Here is a 16,344-nt window from a genome sequence, read left to right as displayed (position 1 = left end):
GTCAGCGGAAGTTGATGTACTGCAACGGGACGTCGAACTCTTCACCCTTGAGGAGCTGGATCGTGTTCTGCAGGTCGTCGCGGCTCTTCGAGGAGACCCGTAGCTCGTCGCCCTGGATCTGGCTCTTCACGGTCTTCGGGGCGTTGGCGCGCAGGAACGCGCCGATCTTCTTCGCGACGTCCTGCTCGATGCCGTTCTTGAACTTCACCTCGATGCGGTACTCCTTCCCCGAGGGGTAGGGGTCGCCGGCGTCGAGGCTCTTCAGGCTGATGTTGCGCTTGATCGCCTTGCTCTGCAGGACGTCGAGGACGGCCTTCGCGCGCTCTTCCGAGTTCGCCTTGATGAGGACGTCCTCGCCGCTGAAGGCGACCGACGCGTCCGCGCCCTTGAAGTCGTACCGCTGCTCGATCTCCTTGGCCGCTTGGTTGAGGGCGTTCTCCGCCTCCATCTTGTCGACCTTGCTGACCACGTCGAAGGAACTGTCTGCCATGCCGGACAGCCTAACGGCGGACGGGAGGCCCGGTTCGGCTCCGGCGGTCGGCCGGCGGTGGTCACGACCACCGTTCCGGATCCGCTATGCTTTTGTGCGCGCCTTCGGTTGGTGATCACACCGGCTGGGTGCGCATGGCAAGTTACCCAAGCGGCCAAAGGGATCTGACTGTAAATCAGCCGGCGTAGCCTTCGGGGGTTCGAATCCCTCACTTGCCACCATCGAGAAGCCCCGTCCTCTCCGGACGGGGCTTTCGTCGTCCCTGGCAGGATCGGTACATGGCATCCGACCGCACACCGTCCCAGTTCGCCGACCTCGCCGAGACGATCGCGCGCGAAGCGGCCACGCTCGCCGCACGACGACGTGCCGAGGGGGTCGAGGTCGCCGACCGGAAGTCGAGCATCGTCGACGTGGTCACGGCGGCGGACCGCGAGGTCGAGGCGCTCATCCGCGCCCGGATCGCCGAGGCCCGGCCGGACGACGCGTTCCACGGCGAGGAGTCCGGCTCGGCGTCGGGGGAGTCGGGCATCACCTGGGTCGTCGACCCGATCGACGGCACGGTGAACTACCTGTACGGCAGCGCCGAGTACGGCGTGAGCATCGGCGTCGTGCGGGGTTCCGCCGACCCGACGACGTGGGAGCCGATCGCCGGCGTCGTGGTCGCTCCCGCGACCAGGGTGGTGTTCCGTGCCGCCGCCGGACAGGGCGCCACCCGTGACGGCGTGCCCCTGTCCGTCAGTGCTCCGGCCTCGCTCGCCGAGACACTCGTGGCGACGGGCTTCGGGTACACGGCTGACCGGCGCCGCGAGCAGGTGTCCGTGCTCGCCGGGCTGATCGGCGAGGTGCGGGACATCCGGCGCGGAGGAGCGGCGTCGCTCGACTGCTGCGCGGTCGGGACCGGGGTCGTCGACGCCTACTACGAGCGCGGGATCAACCCGTGGGACATGGCCGGCGGCTCCGTCGTCGCGCGCGAGGCCGGAGCGTCGGTCCGCATCTGGGAGGCCGGCGGGACCCGTTCCTTCCTGTTCGCGAGCCCCGCGGTGGCCGACGACCTCGAGGTGCTGCTGCGCGGGCTGGAAGCCGAGGCGCTCGGCGTCTGAGGTCCGCCGGTCCCTCGCTCTGGGGGTGCACGGTGGACATGACCACGACTGGCGACGTGCGACGACGTTTGCTACCGTGCTCAGGTCCCGTTATCTGCTCGTTACCAACGAGCGCGCCCCCTCCCCGATCAGGATCGCCACCGCACGCATGCCCCACTCCCCACTGACGTCCGTCCCCACCGGTCCCGTCGACGCCGCCACCCCGGTCGTCCACCTGACCCGACGAGCACGGATCGAGGCGGAGCGAGCTGCTGCGAAGGGTGCTCCCGTCACGCAGGACCACGCGCAGGACGTCGCACCCGACCGTGCCGCGGGCCCGTCGTTCGACGAGGTCGTCGGGCTGACCACGCCCTCGTCGGCCGCCGCTCCCGTGTCGCCGATCGACCTCGCACCGGTCTCGCCCGCCCTGCCGGAGTCGGCGGTCCGACCGGCCTCCCGCATCACGACCCCGCCGGCTCCCACGTCGCCGGACGTCCGCGCCACGGCGCCGCGCACCGCGCCGGCCGCCGCTGCAGCGGAGGCCGTCGCACCCCAGCCCCGCCGTGTCATCGGCCAGGTCCCGGCGTCCCGTCGGCGGACCGGCCGTGCTGCACCGGCCGTGCAGGTCGACCGCGCCACCCGGCACATCGCGGCCAGCCGCACCGCTGCCGTGCCAGCCCCGGCTCCCGCCGCCCGGAAGCAGGGCGCCTCGTTCCGCCGTGCGGCCTCGCGCGTCACGGCCGTCGGTGCGCTCCTCTTCGTCGCCGGTCTCGTCGTCTCGACGTCGCTGCCCGCCCAGGCGCTCTACGTGCCCGAGACCGGGTCGACCGCGGCCCGGTCGACGGCGAGCGGTGCGACCCAGTCGATGAGCGTCAGCGCCGCAGCCGACGGGTCGACGACCCGCGACCAGTACACGGTGTCGGACGCCACGCAGTACAAGAACGTCGACGCCTCGAGCTTCACCAACGACCCGACCGGCACGATCCAGTGGCCGTTCCTCACCGGCGTCCCGATCACCTCCGGCTTCGGCGGTCGTCAGGTCGCGGGTTGTTCGTTCTGCTCGACGAACCACATGGGCGTCGACTTCGCTCCCGGCGAGGGCACCCCGATCCGGGTCATCGCCGCCGGCACCGTCATCAAGGTCCAGGCGAACGACGGCGGCTTCGGCAACGACGTCTGGGTGGAGCACGACGTCGACGGCAAGCAGTTCGTCAGCGTGTACGGCCACATGGAGGACAACTCCTTCAAGGTGGTCACCGGTCAGCAGATCGAGGTCGGCGACGAGCTCGGGCTCGTGGGCAGCACGGGCAACTCCACGGGCCCGCACCTGCACCTCGAAGTGCACGTCGACGGGGTCCCCGTGGACCCGCTGGCGTGGCTCCAGACCAACGCGAACTAGCGGTCGCCGACGCGGCACGCCCGGGCGTCTCGCCCGGTTCCGGAGCAGCGTCGGAGGTCTGCTATCCTCGTGTGGTGCCGTTCGCGGCACATCGCCCCGATAGCTCAGTGGTAGAGCACCTCCATGGTAAGGAGGGGGTCGTCAGTTCAATCCTGACTCGGGGCTCCGACCCGGTGCGCGTGTCGCTCCGGATCTCTGGCGGGGTAGCTCAGTTGGTTAGAGCACACGACTCATAATCGTGGGGTCGCGGGTTCAAGTCCCGCCCTCGCTACAGCAAGCCCGGCGATCTGTTCGCCGGGCTTTCGTCGTTCCCGCACTGGACCAGGTGCGTGCCAGGAGGCGCGTGGCGGACGCACCCCCGGGCCTCCCGTCCGCCCTGGGGTCGGCCCTACAGCGCGGAGTGCGACCCCGTGTCGGTGCGCGTCTGCAGCACGCCGGCCGCGCGCAGGGCGCGCTCGATCGCGGCGTTCACCTCGTGCCACGCGGCTCGTCGCCGGCTCGCGCCGATGCTGCCGCCGGAGACGGCCGTGCCGTGTCCGCTGTGCCGCAGCGTGATCGTGGTGGACGCCCCGGTGACGGTCGTCGACAGCTCGTAGCGGCGGAACTCGCGGGACGGGTGCACGAGCGCGCCGAGCAGGATCGTCAGGAGCAGGTTGCCGGTCGTCGCGGTGAGGGTCCCACCGGTCGACTCGACGCGGTGTCCCGCCGTGCGGAGTGCCGCGCCGGCGACCTCCATCGCGGTGCAGCGGTCGCCCGTGTGCACGGCGAACTCTGTCCTGGTGTCCATCGTTGCTCCCCCGTCCCCTGATCCGGTGTCGCGACCGGAACGCCGATTCCCCCGAACCGGCGCGGCCAGCCTAGCCGATGCATCCTCAGCATCGACAGGCCCCAGGACGGGCGTCGGTAGACTGCCGACGTGTCAGTGAACCCCGAGCTCGTCGGCAGGACGTTCCCGCCGGCCCAGCCCTACCTGGTCGGTCGCGAGAAGGTGCGCGAGTTCTCGCGCGCGGTGTTCGCGACCAACCCCGTCCACCACGAACCCGACGCCGCCCGCGCCGCCGGGTACGCCGACGTCGTCGCCCCGCCGACCTTCGCGGTCGTCGTGCAGGAAGCCACGCTCGCGCAGCTCCTGGCCGAGCCGGACGCCGGCATCGACTTCTCCCGTGTCGTCCACGGTGAGCAGTCCTTCACCTACGACCGGCCCATCGTGGCCGGCGACGAACTCACCGCGACCCTGACCGTGACGAGCGTCAAGACGCTCGGCGGCAACGCGATGGTCACGGCCCAGAGCACCATGAACGACGCCGCGGGGGAGCACGTCGTCACGGCGACGTCGACCCTCGTGGTCCGAGGAGACGACGCATGACCGCCGCACCCGCCACCGCGATCGAGGTCGGCACGGTCGTCGCCGAGCGCGAGGTGCACGTCACCCGCGACTCGCTCGTCCGCTACGCCGGCGCTTCCGGTGACTTCAACCCGATCCACTACCGCGACGACGTCGCCGCCTCGGTCGGCCTGCCCGGCGTCCTCGCGCACGGCATGCTCACGATGGGCCTCGCCGTGCAGCCGGTCTCCGAGTGGCTCGGCGACAGCGGCTGGGTCGCGGGCTACGGCGTCCGCTTCACCCGCCCCGTCGTCGTTGACCCGGAGCAGGGCGCGACCATCGGCATCGTCGCCAAGGTCGGCACCGTCGACGACGACGGCCGACCGAAGCGCATCGACCTCACCGTGACCGCCGGCGGGCAGACCGTGCTCGGCAAGGCGCAGGTCACGGTGACGTTCCGCTGACCGTGCACGAGCCGGTGCTCGCCGACCTCACGACGCTCGGCGTCGGCGGGCCGGCCACGCGGCTGCTCACGGCCACGACGACCGACGAGCTCGTCGCCCACACGCAGACCGCGTGGGACGACCACGAGTGGCTGGTCCTCGGCGGCGGCAGCAACGTGCTGGTCGCCGACTCCGGCTTCGACGGCACCGTCGTCCTGGTCCGCACCACGGGCGTGGACGCCGACACGGACGCCGACGGCGTCACCGTCCGCGTCGCGGCCGGCGAACCCTGGGACGCGTTCGTCGCCACCACCGTCGCGAACGGCTGGACCGGCCTGGAGGCCCTCAGCGGCATCCCGGGCACCGTCGGCGCCGCCCCCGTGCAGAACATCGGCGCCTACGGGGTCGAGCTCTCCGACGTGCTCACCCGGGTCGAGTTCCTCGATGCGGCCACGGGGGAGCGCACGTGGGTGCCCGCGGCCGAGCTGGCGCTCGGCTACCGCACGTCGACCCTCAAGCACGGACGCCGCGGTGTGGTGCTGACGGTCGAGTTCCGCCTCGGCACAGCGGGTGAACACGGCGTCCCGGTGCGGTACGCCCAGCTCGCCGGTTCGCTCGGGGTCGACCTCGGTGCCCTCGTGGAACCCGCGACGGTCCGCGACGAGGTCCTGCGCCTCCGCGCCTCGAAGGGCATGGTGCTCGACGCCGACGACCGGGACACCTGGAGCGCCGGGTCGTTCTTCACGAACCCGATCGTCTCCGCGGCCTTCGCCGAGACCCTCCCCACCGACGCGCCACGCTGGCCGGCCGGCGACGACGTCAAGCTCAGCGCCGCCTGGCTCATCGAGCACGCCGGGGTGCACCGTGGCTACGCCGTGCCGGGGTCGCGCGCGGCGATCTCGTCGAAGCACACCCTGGCCCTGACGAACCGTGGCGGCGCGACGGCGGCCCAGGTGGCCGAGCTCGCACGGTACGTGCAGGTCACGGTCCTGAACCGCTTCGGCGTGTCACTCGTGCCGGAGCCCGTCGTGGTCGGGGACCTGCTCGACTGAACGCACGGGCACGACCCGGCCACGGGCCTCCCGGAACGCAGAACGGGCCACCTCGACGAGGCGGCCCGTTCTGCGTGGGGGGGTGCTACGCGAAGAACTCCGCCAGGCGGGCCACACCCTCGGCGATGTCGTCGTCGCCGAGGGCGTACGACAGGCGCAGGTACCCGGAGGGACCGAAGGCCTCGCCCGGGACGACCGCGACCTCGGCGTGCTCGAGGATCAGGTCGGCCAGCTCGAGGGTCGTCGTCGGGGTCGACCCCGCCCACGCACGACCGAGCAGTGCGGTGACGTCGGGGTAGACGTAGAAGGCGCCCTGCGGGGTCGGCGTGACGAAGCCCGGGATCGCGTTGAGCCCGGCGACGATGGCCTGCCGACGGCGGTCGAAGGCCTCGCGCATGGCCGCCACCGGCTCCTGCGGCCCGGTCAGGGCGGCGATCGCGGCGCGCTGGGACACGTTCGACACGTTCGACGACAGGTGCGACTGCAGGTTCGACGCGGCCTTGACCGCGTCGGCCGGGCCGATGAACCAGCCGACGCGCCAGCCGGTCATCGCGTAGGTCTTCGCGACGCCGTTGACCAGGATGGTGGTGTCGGCGAGGGCCGGCACGGCGTCGAGGATGCCGGTGAAGCGCAGTCCGTCGTACACGAGGTCCTGGTAGATCTCGTCGCTGATCACCCAGATGCCGTGCTCGAGTGCCCACTCGCCGATGGCCTTGGTCTGCTCGGCGGTGTACACGGCGCCGGTCGGGTTCGACGGCGAGCAGAACAGCAGCGCCTTCGTCTTCGGGGTGCGCGCGGCCTCGAGCTGCTCGACGGTGACGAGGTAGCCCTGGTCGCTGCCGGCGAAGACCTCGACCGGTTCGCCGCCGGCCAGGCGGATGGCCTCGGGGTAGGTGGTCCAGTACGGGGCGGGGAGCAGGACCTCGTCGCCGGCGTCGACGATCGTTTGGAACGCCTGGTAGACGGCCTGCTTGCCGCCGTTGGTGACGATCACCCGCGACGGCTCGACGGTGATGCCGGACTCGCGTGCGGTCTTCTCGGCGATGGCCTGCTTCAGCTCCGGAAGCCCGGTCGCCGGCGTGTACCGGTGGTTCTTCGGGTCCTGTGCGGCCTCGACCGCGGCGGCGACCACGTGGTCGGGCGTGGCGAAGTCGGGCTCGCCGGCGGCGAAGGAGATGACGGGTCGGCCCGCGGCCTTCAGGGCCTTGGCCTTCGCGTCGACCTTGAGCGTCGCGGACTCGGCGATCGCTGCGATGCGGGACGCGATGCGCGGCCGATCGGTCGGCGCGGCGGCGGGGGTTGCGGTGGACTCGGGGCCGGGGGCTGCGGTGCTCACGGGTGCCAGCCTATCGGCGCGGCACGCCGTGGAGGGGGCCAAGTGGACACCGTGTGACGGACTCCCGTACACTCGACCACCGGAACACGATCGGTGACGGGCGTGCTCTGAAGGGCGGTGGCTCAATTGGTAGAGCAGCGGTCTCCAAAACCGCAGGTTGCAGGTTCGAGTCCTGTCCGCCCTGCAACTCTGGAAGGGTAGAAGTTGGCGAGCAAAGACATGGAGACGACGGCGGACGACGTCGTCGCCAAGGCGAAGCAGGACCGGGCCGAGCGCCGGGGTCCGATCGCTGCCATCGTGCTCTTCATCCGTCAGGTGATCGGCGAACTGCGCAAGGTCGTGACCCCGACCCGCAAGGAGCTCTTCAGCTACACGCTGGTCGTGCTCGTCTTCGTCGTCGTGATGATGATCCTGGTGTCGATCCTCGACTTCGTGTTCGGTCTCGGCGTCGGGTACGTCTTCGGCAACGGGCCCACGGCCTGACCCGGACGTCGACTGCCGAGTGCGGCAGTCCACTGGAGTACGGTCGCCCGAGACGGTGCCGATCGTGACCAGGACCGTCCGCCATCCCGACCCGCACCACCGAACGGAAAGAATCGACTGTGTCTGACTACTCCCGCGACGACATCGACCTCGCGACGGCTGCCGAGCAGTCCTCCGAGGTCGAGGAGAACCAGGAAGGCGACGTCGAGACCGGCGAGGAGCGCTCCGCCGAGTCCGCCGAGGAGCGCGCGATCTCCGTCGAGTCCGAGGACGACGAGTCCCTCGGCATCGACGAGGAGCTGACGGCACTGCAGGAGTCCAAGGACCCCGAGGCCGACGCCGTCGTCGAGGACGCCCTCGAGATCGACTCCGCTGACGAGGCCGAGGCCGCCGTCGAGGCGGTCGAGGACGAGGAAGAGATCGAACTCGAGTCCGAGACCGCCGAAGAGGCGAACGAAACCCTCGCCGCCGACGAAGCGATCGACGCCGAGGACGACGACGCCGAAGAGGCCGAGGTCGACCCGTACGAGGCCTTCAAGGTCGAGCTGCGGATGAAGCCGGGCAAGTGGTACGTCATCCACTCCTACGCGGGCTTCGAGCGCCGCGTGAAGTCGAACATCGAGAACCGCATGGTGTCGATGTCGATGGAGGAGTCGATCTACCAGGTCGAGGTCCCGATGGAGGACGTCGTCGAGATCAAGAACGGGCAGCGCAAGCTGGTCACCCGCGTCCGGATCCCCTCGTACGTGCTCGTCCGCATGGACCTCAACGAGGACTCGTGGTCCGTCGTCCGGCACACCCCCGGTGTCACCGGCTTCGTCGGCAACGCCCACAACCCGACGCCGCTCCGTTTCGACGAGGCGTTCGGCATGCTCAAGTCCCTCGTGCAGGTCGCCGAGGCCGCCCCGACCAAGGGTGGCTCGAAGTCCGGCGGTTCCCTGCAGGCGCAGCCCGCGGCCGAGGTCGACTTCGAGGTCGGCGAGACGATCACCATCAAGGAAGGCTCGTTCGCGGGCCTGCCGGGTTCGATCTCCGAGATCAAGCCGGAGAGCGGCAAGCTCACCGTCCTCGTCTCGCTGTTCGAGCGCGAGACCCCGGTCGAGCTCAGCTTCGACCAGGTCACGAAGCTCTAGTCCAGGTCTGCCCGTTCGGGTAGACTCATCGAGTTTGGGCCCGCACGCCTCGTGCGTGTGGGCCTTCACCGCGGTCCGGAACGGCCGGACCAGCGGGAGAGCGCACGGATCCCCGTGCGTTCGATTCCAGGAGGAAGACAAGTCATGGCACCGAAGAAGAAGGTCACGGGCCTGATCAAGCTGCAGATCAACGCGGGAGCCGCCAACCCGGCCCCGCCGATCGGTCCGGCACTCGGTCAGCACGGCGTCAACATCATGGAGTTCTGCAAGGCGTACAACGCGGCGACCGAGTCGCAGCGTGGCAACGTCGTGCCGGTCGAGATCACCGTCTACGAGGACCGTTCGTTCACGTTCGTCCTGAAGACCCCGCCGGCCGCTGAGCTCATCAAGAAGGCTGCTGGAGTGCAGAAGGGGTCTGCGACCCCGCACACGGTCAAGGTCGCGAAGATCTCGATGGACCAGGTCCGTCAGATCGCCGAGACCAAGCAGGCCGACCTGAACGCCAACGACATCGAGCAGGCCGCGAAGATCATCGCCGGCACCGCACGCTCGATGGGCATCACGGTCGAGGCCTAAGCACCGATCGGGCTCCGGCCCACACCCAGACACCTTTCCGTGGGAGAGCCGCGCCGGCTCGTCAACCACGTATCTCGCAAGGAGACCACCATGGCGAAGAAGTCCAAGGCCTACGAAGCCGCGGCCGCGAAGATCGAGGCCGACAAGTTCTACACCCCGACCGAGGCAGTCGCCCTGGCCAAGGAGACCGGTTCTGCGAAGACCGACTCCACGGTCGAGGTCGCACTGAAGCTCGGCGTCGACCCGCGCAAGGCGGACCAGATGGTCCGCGGCACGGTCATCCTGCCGCACGGCACGGGCAAGACCGCCCGCGTCATCGTGTTCGCGACGGGTGCAGCGGCCGAGGCCGCGATCGCAGCCGGCGCCGACGAGGTCGGTGGCGACGAGCTCATCGCGAAGGTCGCCGAGGGCTACACCGCCTTCGACTCCGCCGTCGCGACGCCCGAGCTCATGGGCAAGGTCGGTCGTCTCGGCAAGGTGCTCGGCCCGCGTGGCCTCATGCCGAACCCGAAGACCGGCACCGTGACCCCGAACGTGGCGCAGGCCGTCAACGACATAAAGGGCGGCAAGATCGAGTTCCGCGTCGACAAGCACGCCAACGTGCACTTCGTCGTCGGCAAGGCCTCGTTCACGCCGGAGCAGCTCGACGAGAACATCTCGACCGCGCTCGAGGAGATCAACCGCCTCAAGCCGAGCTCCTCGAAGGGCCGTTACGTCATGAAGGGCGCCGTCTCGACGACCTTCGGTCCCGGCATCCCGCTGGACGTCAACAGCATCTGAGTCCGCTGACTCCGAGTCACTGACTCACGGAAGGGCCCGCACCGGCAACGGTGCGGGCCCTTCTCGCGTGCGGGGGCGCGCGTCCCGGTAGCGTGGTCTCGTGCGCACCTTCGTCAACTCGCTCCGGTTGATCGCCGTCATCGCCGTCGTCGTCGCGATCGTCGCCCAGTGGCTCGTCAGCTCGAAGACGGGCGCCTACAGCCCCTGGAACTTCTTCGGCTACTTCACGATCCAGTCGAACGTCATCATCGCCGTGGCCCTGGCGGTCACCCTCGTCGCCTCGGCCCGCCGCAAGCGTGGGGATCTGCGGGTGAGCCTGCTCCGGGGCGCCGGCACGGTCTACATCGCCACGACCGGGATCGTCTACAACACCCTGCTGACGAACGTGGACGTGTCGGCGAACGTCCAGTGGTCGAACGACGTGCTGCACAAGGTCATCCCCGCGTACGCGGTCCTCGACTGGCTGCTGTTCTCGGACCGGTCGAAGCTGCTCCTCCGCCACGTCTGGTGGTTCTTGATCTACCCGGCGGTGTGGACGATCGTCATCCTGATCCGCGGCGCGACCGACGGCTGGGTGCCGTACCCGTTCCTCGACCCCGCGCAGGGCTACGGCGTCGTGGCGATCTACTGCGTCGGCGTGGGCGTCTCGATCGGGTTGCTCGGCGTCCTGGTCGTGGGGATGAGTCGGCTGCGACTCGTCAAGGTCTAGGAACGGAAGTCGCGCAGCTTGTCGAGCACCAGGTCGGCGAGCTGCACGAGCTCTCGGATCTGGTCGTCGTCGCGGTCGACCCAGCGGCACTCGGGCTCGTCGGCGACGGGGACGAAGCCGTCGTGGCGCTCCCAGACGAACAGGGTGCGATCGGCACCGAGGACGTACTGCTGCCACCAGATCTGCCGCAGGTAGTGCCGGGGGATGCTCCGCCAGCCCTTCGCGGTGGTCTTGATCTCGGCGAGCACCACCCGCGAGCCCTGGACCCCGACGCCGTCCGGGGTTGCGAGGTGCGCCCGGTTCGCAGCGGCGTGGAACAGGTGCGCCGAGGGCTGGATGCCGTGCGTGGCCGCGACCCAGGCGGCGATGTGGGGCTCGCGGTCCTTGCCGTGCTCGGTGAACGCGTTGCCGGAGAACCGTGAGCCGTAGCGCTTCTCGGTGACGACGGCCTCGACCGCGTGCAGCGAGGCGAGCCGCGCGACGTCGGTCGCGGTGATGCCCGCGGCGCGGGCGCGGAGCCAGGCGAAGCGGTCCGAGGAGTGCGCGACGATCCGCTCGGTGTGGCCGCGCAGGGCGGTGAACGCGTCGCGCCCCGGGACCGCAGCCGGCGCGAGCGACCCGGGACGGGCCTCTCCCCACGAGCTCGGCCCGCCCGCCGCTTCGCGACGCTCGGGTACCGGCTCGCGTGGGCCCAGTCCGGGGTCCAGGTCGCCCCACAGGGTGGGCTGCACGATCGTCACTCGTCGATTCTCCCCCCGACCACCGGCAGGACCGAATCCGACGCGCTCACGAGGCGCAGCGCACACGTCAGGAGACCAGCTCGCGCCCCTCGGCGTACGCGACCAGCTCGTCGACCCCGGCGGGGGAGAGTGCGTAGCCGATCGCCAGTGCCGCTGCACCCTGCAGTGCGGCGAGTGACCCCGCACGCGACTGGGCGATGACGAGGTGTTCGGTGGCGAGCGGCATCGACCGCGAGTAGACGACCTCGCGGACGCCGGCGAGCAGGTGCTCCCCGGCCTGCGTGATCGAGCCGCCCAGGACGATCACCGACGGGTTCATGAGCGAGACGCACGTGGCGAGCACCTCGCCGATGTCGCGGCCCGCCTGTCGGACGGCGTAGATCGCGTCGAGGTCGGACCGGTTCACCAGGTCCAGCACGTCGGCGCCGGTGTGGGCGTCGTGCCCCTTCGCACGCAGGGCACGGGCGATCGCCGGACCGGACGCCACCGCCTCGAGGCACCCGGTGTTGCCGCAGTGGCAGGGGACGTCGCCGGCGCGGGACACCCGCACGTGGCCGATGTCACCGGCGGTGCCCTGGGCGCCGCGCTGCAGTTCGCCGTCCGACACGATGCCGGACCCGATGCCGGTGGCGACCTTGACGAACAACAGGTGGTCGACGTCGGGCCAGCCGTGCTCCCGCTCGCCGAGGGCCGCGATGTTCACGTCGTTGTCGAGCAGGACGTGCGCTGCGATGTGCTGGCGGAGCCACGACGGCACGTCGAAGCCGTCCCACCCGGGCATGATCGGCGGGTTCGCCGGGCGGCCGGTCGAGAACTCGACCGGACCGGGCACGCCGATGCCGATGGCGATGACGTCCTGTCGGGCGCGGCCGACCTCGTCGAGCAGCTCGTCGATGGTGGCGACCAGCCACGACAGGGTCTCCACGGGGCCGGCGGCGATGTCGATGCGTGCTTCGCGGGTGGCGAGCGGGGCGGCGACCAGGTCGGTGACGGCGACACGGCCGTGCGAGGCGCCGAGGTCGGCGGCGATCACGAGTCGGGCGCGGGGCTTCAGCGCGACCTGGGCCGGCGGCCGTCCTCCGGTGGAGACGGCGGTGTCGACGGGGCCGACGAGACCGACCTCGATGAGGGCGTCCAGGCGCACGCCGATGGTGGAGCGTGCGAGTCCTGTCAGTGCGGCGAGCTCGGCCCGGGTCCGCGGCACGCCGTCGCGGAGGATCTGGAAGAGCTCGCTCGTCCCGACCGGAGGCGACGCTGCCGTCCGAGTCAAGTCGACCATGGGGGGAGTGAAGCACACATCGAACGCGCCACGCAACGAAGTTCGTCGACCTTCCACGAACTTCTGCTTGACCGCCGACAGAAGTGGTCATAGTGTGACGCTCGGTCAGTGACGACCGCACCATCTCGACGAGGAGAACCCCTGGTGACCCAACCGATCTCGGTTCAGCTCTACACCGTCCGCGACGCCCTCTCGGCCGACCTGCCCGGCACGCTCCAGCGCATCGCCGACATCGGCTACACGAACGTCGAGGCCTTCGGCTTCGTCGACAACGCCGACGAACTCGCCGCCGCGCTGCGCGACGCCGGCCTCGCCGCCCCGAGCGGACACGCACGACTGCTGGACGCCGGCGAGCAGGACCTCGAGCGGATCTTCCACGCGAGCGTCACCGTCGGACTCGGCACCCTGATCGACCCGCACATCGACGAGGCCCGCTGGACCACCCGCGAGGACGTCGAGGCCATCGCCCGCGAACTGAGCGCCCTCGCCCCCCGCGCCGCCGACCACGGCCTGGTCCTCGGCTACCACAACCACGCGTTCGAGTTCTCGAACCGCATCGACGGTGTCAGCGCCTACGAGGTCTTCGCCGACGCGCTCTCCGACGACGTCGTGCTCGAGCTCGACACCTACTGGGTCAAGGTCGGCGGTGACGACCCGGTGGCGATCATCGGCAAGTACGGCGACAAGATCGAGTTCCTGCACGTCAAGGACGGCGACGGCTCGCACGACGACGACAAGCAGGTCGCCGTGGGCAACGGCATCATGCCGATCCGCGAGATCCTCGCCGCCGCACCCGACGCACTCCACGTCGTCGAGCTCGACGGCCACGAGGGCGACGTCTTCCAGGCGGTCGCCGACTCCTACACGTTCCTCGAGGGGGCCCGCGCATGACCGACACCACGGCGTCCACCGCCCTCGACAGCAGCACCCGGACCGGCCGCGTCGGCGTCGGCGTCATCGGCGCCGGGGTCATCTCCGACCAGTACCTGTCGAACCTCACCGTCTTCCCCGACGTCGAGGTCCGCTTCATCGCCGACATCGACCTGCCGCGCGCAGCCGCCCAGGCCGAGAAGTGGGGCGTCGCCGGGTCGGGCACCGTCGAGGAGCTCCTGGCCGACGACGACATCGAGATCGTCGTCAACCTCACGATCCCGGCAGCCCACGTCGAGGTCGCCCTGCAGGTCCTCGCCGCCGGCAAGCACGTGTGGGGCGAGAAGCCCTACGCCCTCGACCGCGAGAGCGCGACCGAACTCCGTGACGCCGCACGCGCCGCGGGCAAGACCGTCAGCGTCGCACCCGACACCTTCCTCGGTGCCGGCCTGCAGACCGCGCTCCGCACCATCCGCGACGGCCGCATCGGCAAGCCGCTCAACGGCCTGACGCTCTTCCAGAGCCCCGGCCCGGAGTCCTGGCACCCGAGCCCCGAGTTCCTCTTCGCGTACGGTGCCGGCCCGCTGTTCGACATCGGCCCGTACTACATCACCACCCTGGTGCAGACGTTCGGTCCGGTGAAGAAGGTCACGGCGACGGCGTCGAAGTCCCGCGCCACGCGCACGATCGGCTCCGGCCCGAAGGCGGGCACCGTGTTCCCCGTCGACGTCCCGACGAACCACTCCGCGCTGATCGAGTTCGAGGACGGCGGGAGCGCGCAGAGCGTCTTCTCGTTCGAGTCGGACCGCGGCCGCACCGGCGTCGTCGAGATCGCGGGCGAGACCGGCACCGTCGTGTTCCCGGACCCGAACAACTTCGACGGCGACACCGAGCTGTACGCGCTCGGTGCCGAGGAGCCCGAGACGATCCCCGCGGTCGGCTCCACCTACTCGCGCGGCACCGGCGTGGTCGACCTCGCCCGCTCGCTCCGCGCAGGCGACGAGAACCGTGTCCCCGGTGCCCTCGCCTTCCACGTCCTCGACGTGATGGTCTCCATCGCCGAGGCGGCAGAACGTGGCGAGGCGGTGCTCGTCGAGAGCACCGTGTCGCCCTCCCAGACCCTCCCCGAGGGTTGGGACCCCGCGGAGCAGACCCTGGCCTGACCGGCCCGGATCCGCCCCGCACACCACAGCAGCACCCGACGTTCCATCCCGCACCACCCCTGCACCATCCCTGCACCATCTCAACGACGAGAAAGTAGAGAGTCATGCGCACTGCCATCCGCGCACTGGCCATCACCGCGGCCGCCGCACTCACCGTGACCGGCCTCGCAGCCTGCTCCTCCGGATCGTCCGGTTCCTCCGGCGACTCCAAGACGCTCACCTACTGGGCGTCCAACCAGGGCACGTCGCTCCAGAACGACAAGGAGGTGCTGACCCCCGTCCTCAAGAAGTTCACCAAGGAGACCGGGATCAAGGTCGACCTCCAGGTCATCGGCTGGAACGACCTGCAGACGAAGATCCAGACCGCCGTCACCTCGGGCCAGGGCCCGGACGTCGTCAACATCGGCAACACCTGGGCCACCTCGCTCCAGGCGACCGGTGCGTTCCAGGAGTACGGCGACTCCGAGATGAAGGCGATCGGCGGTGCCGACAAGTTCGGCAAGGTCGCGCTCTCCACCGGTGGCGCCCCCGGCAAGACCGTCACGAGCGTCCCGCTCTACGGCCTCGCGTACGGCCTGTACTACAACAAGTCCATGTTCAAGGACGCCGGCCTCGAGGCGCCGACCACGTGGGAAGACCTCACGGCGGACGCCAAGAAGCTCACGACCGGCGGCAAGTACGGCTTCACCATCGCCGGTGGTTCGTACACCGAGAACTCGCACTTCGCGTTCATCACCTCGGCGCAGAACGGTGGCGAGTGGTTCGACAAGGACGGCAAGCCGACCTTCACCGACAAGGCGAACGTCGACGGCATCAAGCGCTACCTCGACCTGATGCAGTCCGACAAGGTCGTCAACACCTCGAACGCGCAGTACGACAACGGCACGCAGGCCGTCTCGGACTTCGCGAACGGCAAGGCCGCGATGATGCTGACGCAGAACAACGCGAACGCGACGATCACCTCGCAGGGCATGAAGACGGACGAGTTCGGCGTCGTGCCGTTCCCGACCACCGCTGACGGCGAGGACATCGCGTCGTTCCCGGCCGGCATCAACCTGTCGATCTTCAAGAACACGAAGAACAAGGACGGCGCGCTCAAGTTCGTCAAGTACATGACGAGCGCGGACACGCAGACCACGCTCGACAAGCCGTACTCGGCCCTCCCGGTGCTCGCCGCCGCGGCTGACTCGGTCACCGACGAGCAGACGAAGACGTTCCTCGACATCTACAACAACAAGGCCAAGCCCCTCCCGCTGGTCCCCGCCGAGGACCAGTTCGAGTCCACCGTCGGCAAGGCGATGAACGACATGTTCGCCAAGATCGCCACCGGCGGCTCCGTGTCCGACAGCGACATCAAGACCGCGCTGCAGACCGCCCAGGACCAGGTGTCCCAGGCGAACGGCTGATCCAGCCAGGAGGCCCGGGGCGCGTCCGCAAGGACGCCCCCGGGCCTCCACCCCTCGCGTCCACAGCCGGACGCACCGGGGC

At 70.0% G+C, this 16,344-nt stretch carries 18 protein-coding genes and 4 tRNA genes; 17 read left to right on the top strand and 5 right to left on the bottom strand.

Translation table 11 applies throughout. From position 1 onward, the window contains the following. Position 1: 1 nt before the first annotated feature. Positions 2-490 carry a YajQ family cyclic di-GMP-binding protein gene (locus DEJ14_RS12910; protein ID WP_111084269.1) on the bottom strand — a complete coding sequence of 163 codons (489 nt, stop codon included), beginning with the start codon at positions 488-490 and terminating at the stop codon, positions 2-4. 136 nt (positions 491-626) lie between these two features. Here DEJ14_RS12910 and DEJ14_RS12905 point away from each other — a divergent pair. The 5 genes from DEJ14_RS12905 (at position 627) to DEJ14_RS12885 (ending at position 3,239) form a co-directional block, all read left to right on the top strand. Beyond that, positions 627-711 (top strand) — tRNA-Tyr (locus DEJ14_RS12905). A gap of 57 nt (positions 712-768) precedes the next feature. Next, on the top strand, positions 769-1,590 hold the full coding sequence (locus DEJ14_RS12900) for an inositol monophosphatase family protein (RefSeq protein ID WP_111084268.1): 822 nt from the start codon (positions 769-771) through the stop codon (positions 1,588-1,590). Positions 1,591-1,738: 148 nt separating this feature from the next. Continuing rightward, entirely contained in the window at positions 1,739-2,968 is a 1,230-nt protein-coding gene (locus tag DEJ14_RS12895) for a peptidoglycan DD-metalloendopeptidase family protein (RefSeq protein WP_111084267.1), read from the top strand. 93 nt (positions 2,969-3,061) lie between these two features. After that, a tRNA-Thr gene (locus DEJ14_RS12890) sits at positions 3,062-3,133 on the top strand. 32 nt (positions 3,134-3,165) lie between these two features. Further along, positions 3,166-3,239: transfer RNA gene (locus DEJ14_RS12885), tRNA-Met, on the top strand. 117 nt (positions 3,240-3,356) lie between these two features. Here the strand turns inward: DEJ14_RS12885 and DEJ14_RS12880 are convergent. Continuing rightward, complete coding sequence (locus DEJ14_RS12880) at positions 3,357-3,755, bottom strand: hypothetical protein (protein WP_146249686.1); 399 nt, start codon at positions 3,753-3,755, stop codon at positions 3,357-3,359. A 129-nt stretch (positions 3,756-3,884) separates the two neighbouring features. Here DEJ14_RS12880 and DEJ14_RS12875 point away from each other — a divergent pair, with 129 nt between their 5' ends. The 3 genes from DEJ14_RS12875 to DEJ14_RS12865 are packed head-to-tail and all read left to right on the top strand — an operon-like array spanning position 3,885 to position 5,787. Next, on the top strand, positions 3,885-4,334 hold the full coding sequence (locus DEJ14_RS12875) for an FAS1-like dehydratase domain-containing protein (protein ID WP_111084265.1): 450 nt from the start codon (positions 3,885-3,887) through the stop codon (positions 4,332-4,334). Further along, positions 4,331-4,756 carry a MaoC/PaaZ C-terminal domain-containing protein gene (locus DEJ14_RS12870; protein ID WP_111084264.1) on the top strand — a complete coding sequence of 142 codons (426 nt, stop codon included), beginning with the start codon at positions 4,331-4,333 and terminating at the stop codon, positions 4,754-4,756. The genes DEJ14_RS12875 and DEJ14_RS12870 overlap by 4 nt, the downstream gene beginning before the upstream one ends. Positions 4,757-4,758: 2 nt before the next feature. Beyond that, complete coding sequence (locus DEJ14_RS12865; RefSeq protein WP_111084263.1) at positions 4,759-5,787, top strand: UDP-N-acetylmuramate dehydrogenase; 1,029 nt, start codon at positions 4,759-4,761, stop codon at positions 5,785-5,787. Positions 5,788-5,872: 85 nt separating this feature from the next. Here DEJ14_RS12865 and DEJ14_RS12860 read toward each other — a convergent pair whose 3' ends face one another. Then, on the bottom strand, positions 5,873-7,054 hold the full coding sequence (locus DEJ14_RS12860) for a pyridoxal phosphate-dependent aminotransferase (RefSeq protein ID WP_111084470.1): 1,182 nt from the start codon (positions 7,052-7,054) through the stop codon (positions 5,873-5,875). 180 nt (positions 7,055-7,234) lie between these two features. Here DEJ14_RS12860 and DEJ14_RS12855 point away from each other — a divergent pair. The 6 genes from DEJ14_RS12855 to DEJ14_RS12830 all read left to right on the top strand — a co-directional run bounded on the left by DEJ14_RS12855 (position 7,235) and on the right by DEJ14_RS12830 (position 10,804). Then, positions 7,235-7,307: transfer RNA gene (locus DEJ14_RS12855), tRNA-Trp, on the top strand. A gap of 35 nt (positions 7,308-7,342) precedes the next feature. Further along, positions 7,343-7,606 carry a preprotein translocase subunit SecE gene (gene secE, locus DEJ14_RS12850; protein ID WP_228504884.1) on the top strand — a complete coding sequence of 88 codons (264 nt, stop codon included), beginning with the start codon at positions 7,343-7,345 and terminating at the stop codon, positions 7,604-7,606. A gap of 119 nt (positions 7,607-7,725) precedes the next feature. Next, positions 7,726-8,739, top strand: a complete 1,014-nt coding sequence (gene nusG, locus DEJ14_RS12845; RefSeq protein WP_111084261.1) for a transcription termination/antitermination protein NusG — start codon at positions 7,726-7,728, stop codon at positions 8,737-8,739. A gap of 144 nt (positions 8,740-8,883) precedes the next feature. Then, positions 8,884-9,315 (top strand): 50S ribosomal protein L11, encoded by a 432-nt coding sequence (gene rplK / locus DEJ14_RS12840; RefSeq protein WP_022906459.1) that lies wholly within the window; start codon positions 8,884-8,886, stop codon positions 9,313-9,315. Between the two features lie 90 nt (positions 9,316-9,405). Beyond that, positions 9,406-10,095: a 50S ribosomal protein L1 gene (gene rplA / locus DEJ14_RS12835; protein WP_111084260.1), complete on the top strand. Its 690-nt coding sequence runs from the start codon at positions 9,406-9,408 to the stop codon at positions 10,093-10,095. Between the two features lie 100 nt (positions 10,096-10,195). After that, positions 10,196-10,804, top strand: a complete 609-nt coding sequence (locus DEJ14_RS12830) for a Pr6Pr family membrane protein (protein ID WP_111084259.1) — start codon at positions 10,196-10,198, stop codon at positions 10,802-10,804. Here DEJ14_RS12830 and DEJ14_RS12825 read toward each other — a convergent pair. Together DEJ14_RS12825 and DEJ14_RS12820 are read right to left on the bottom strand one after the other, a co-directional pair. Beyond that, the gene (locus tag DEJ14_RS12825; protein ID WP_111084258.1) at positions 10,801-11,544 is read right to left on the bottom strand and encodes a YqaJ viral recombinase family protein; all 744 of its coding nucleotides are present in this window, start codon (positions 11,542-11,544) and stop codon (positions 10,801-10,803) included. The two genes, DEJ14_RS12830 and DEJ14_RS12825, sit on opposite strands and share 4 nt — an antisense overlap. 67 nt (positions 11,545-11,611) lie before the next feature. Further along, positions 11,612-12,823 carry an ROK family transcriptional regulator gene (locus DEJ14_RS12820; RefSeq protein ID WP_181437421.1) on the bottom strand — a complete coding sequence of 404 codons (1,212 nt, stop codon included), beginning with the start codon at positions 12,821-12,823 and terminating at the stop codon, positions 11,612-11,614. A 144-nt stretch (positions 12,824-12,967) separates the two neighbouring features. On the opposite strand from DEJ14_RS12820, the gene DEJ14_RS12815 reads away from it, so the two are divergent. From DEJ14_RS12815 to DEJ14_RS12805, 3 genes are all read left to right on the top strand, one after another. After that, positions 12,968-13,714 carry a sugar phosphate isomerase/epimerase family protein gene (locus tag DEJ14_RS12815; RefSeq protein WP_111084257.1) on the top strand — a complete coding sequence of 249 codons (747 nt, stop codon included), beginning with the start codon at positions 12,968-12,970 and terminating at the stop codon, positions 13,712-13,714. Next, the gene (locus DEJ14_RS12810) at positions 13,711-14,856 is read left to right on the top strand and encodes a Gfo/Idh/MocA family protein (RefSeq protein WP_111084256.1); all 1,146 of its coding nucleotides are present in this window, start codon (positions 13,711-13,713) and stop codon (positions 14,854-14,856) included. Before DEJ14_RS12815 ends, DEJ14_RS12810 begins: the two co-directional genes overlap by 4 nt. 104 nt (positions 14,857-14,960) lie before the next feature. Then, entirely contained in the window at positions 14,961-16,262 is a 1,302-nt protein-coding gene (locus DEJ14_RS12805; RefSeq protein WP_111084255.1) for an ABC transporter substrate-binding protein, read from the top strand. Positions 16,263-16,344 lie beyond the last annotated feature (82 nt).

It is taken from the genome of Curtobacterium sp. MCJR17_020 (assembly GCF_003234365.2).
GTDB lineage: Bacteria > Actinomycetota > Actinomycetes > Actinomycetales > Microbacteriaceae > Curtobacterium.
This window is presented reverse-complemented; position numbering and strand designations above follow the sequence as displayed.

Excerpts from the sequence above, each read along its gene's own strand:
- DEJ14_RS12910 (WP_111084269.1), bottom strand. The coding sequence starts at position 490 with ATGGCAGACAGTTCCTTCGACGTGGTCAGCAAGGTCGACAAGATGGAG.
- DEJ14_RS12900 (WP_111084268.1), top strand. The coding sequence starts at position 769 with ATGGCATCCGACCGCACACCGTCCCAGTTCGCCGACCTCGCCGAGACG.
- DEJ14_RS12870 (WP_111084264.1), top strand. The coding sequence starts at position 4,331 with ATGACCGCCGCACCCGCCACCGCGATCGAGGTCGGCACGGTCGTCGCC.
- secE (WP_228504884.1), top strand. The coding sequence starts at position 7,343 with ATGGAGACGACGGCGGACGACGTCGTCGCCAAGGCGAAGCAGGACCGG.
- DEJ14_RS12805 (WP_111084255.1), top strand. The coding sequence starts at position 14,961 with ATGCGCACTGCCATCCGCGCACTGGCCATCACCGCGGCCGCCGCACTC.
- DEJ14_RS12820 (WP_181437421.1), bottom strand. The coding sequence starts at position 12,823 with ATGGTCGACTTGACTCGGACGGCAGCGTCGCCTCCGGTCGGGACGAGC.
- DEJ14_RS12880 (WP_146249686.1), bottom strand. The coding sequence starts at position 3,755 with ATGGACACCAGGACAGAGTTCGCCGTGCACACGGGCGACCGCTGCACC.
- rplK (WP_022906459.1), top strand. The coding sequence starts at position 8,884 with ATGGCACCGAAGAAGAAGGTCACGGGCCTGATCAAGCTGCAGATCAAC.
- DEJ14_RS12895 (WP_111084267.1), top strand. The coding sequence starts at position 1,739 with ATGCCCCACTCCCCACTGACGTCCGTCCCCACCGGTCCCGTCGACGCC.
- rplA (WP_111084260.1), top strand. The coding sequence starts at position 9,406 with ATGGCGAAGAAGTCCAAGGCCTACGAAGCCGCGGCCGCGAAGATCGAG.
- DEJ14_RS12810 (WP_111084256.1), top strand. The coding sequence starts at position 13,711 with ATGACCGACACCACGGCGTCCACCGCCCTCGACAGCAGCACCCGGACC.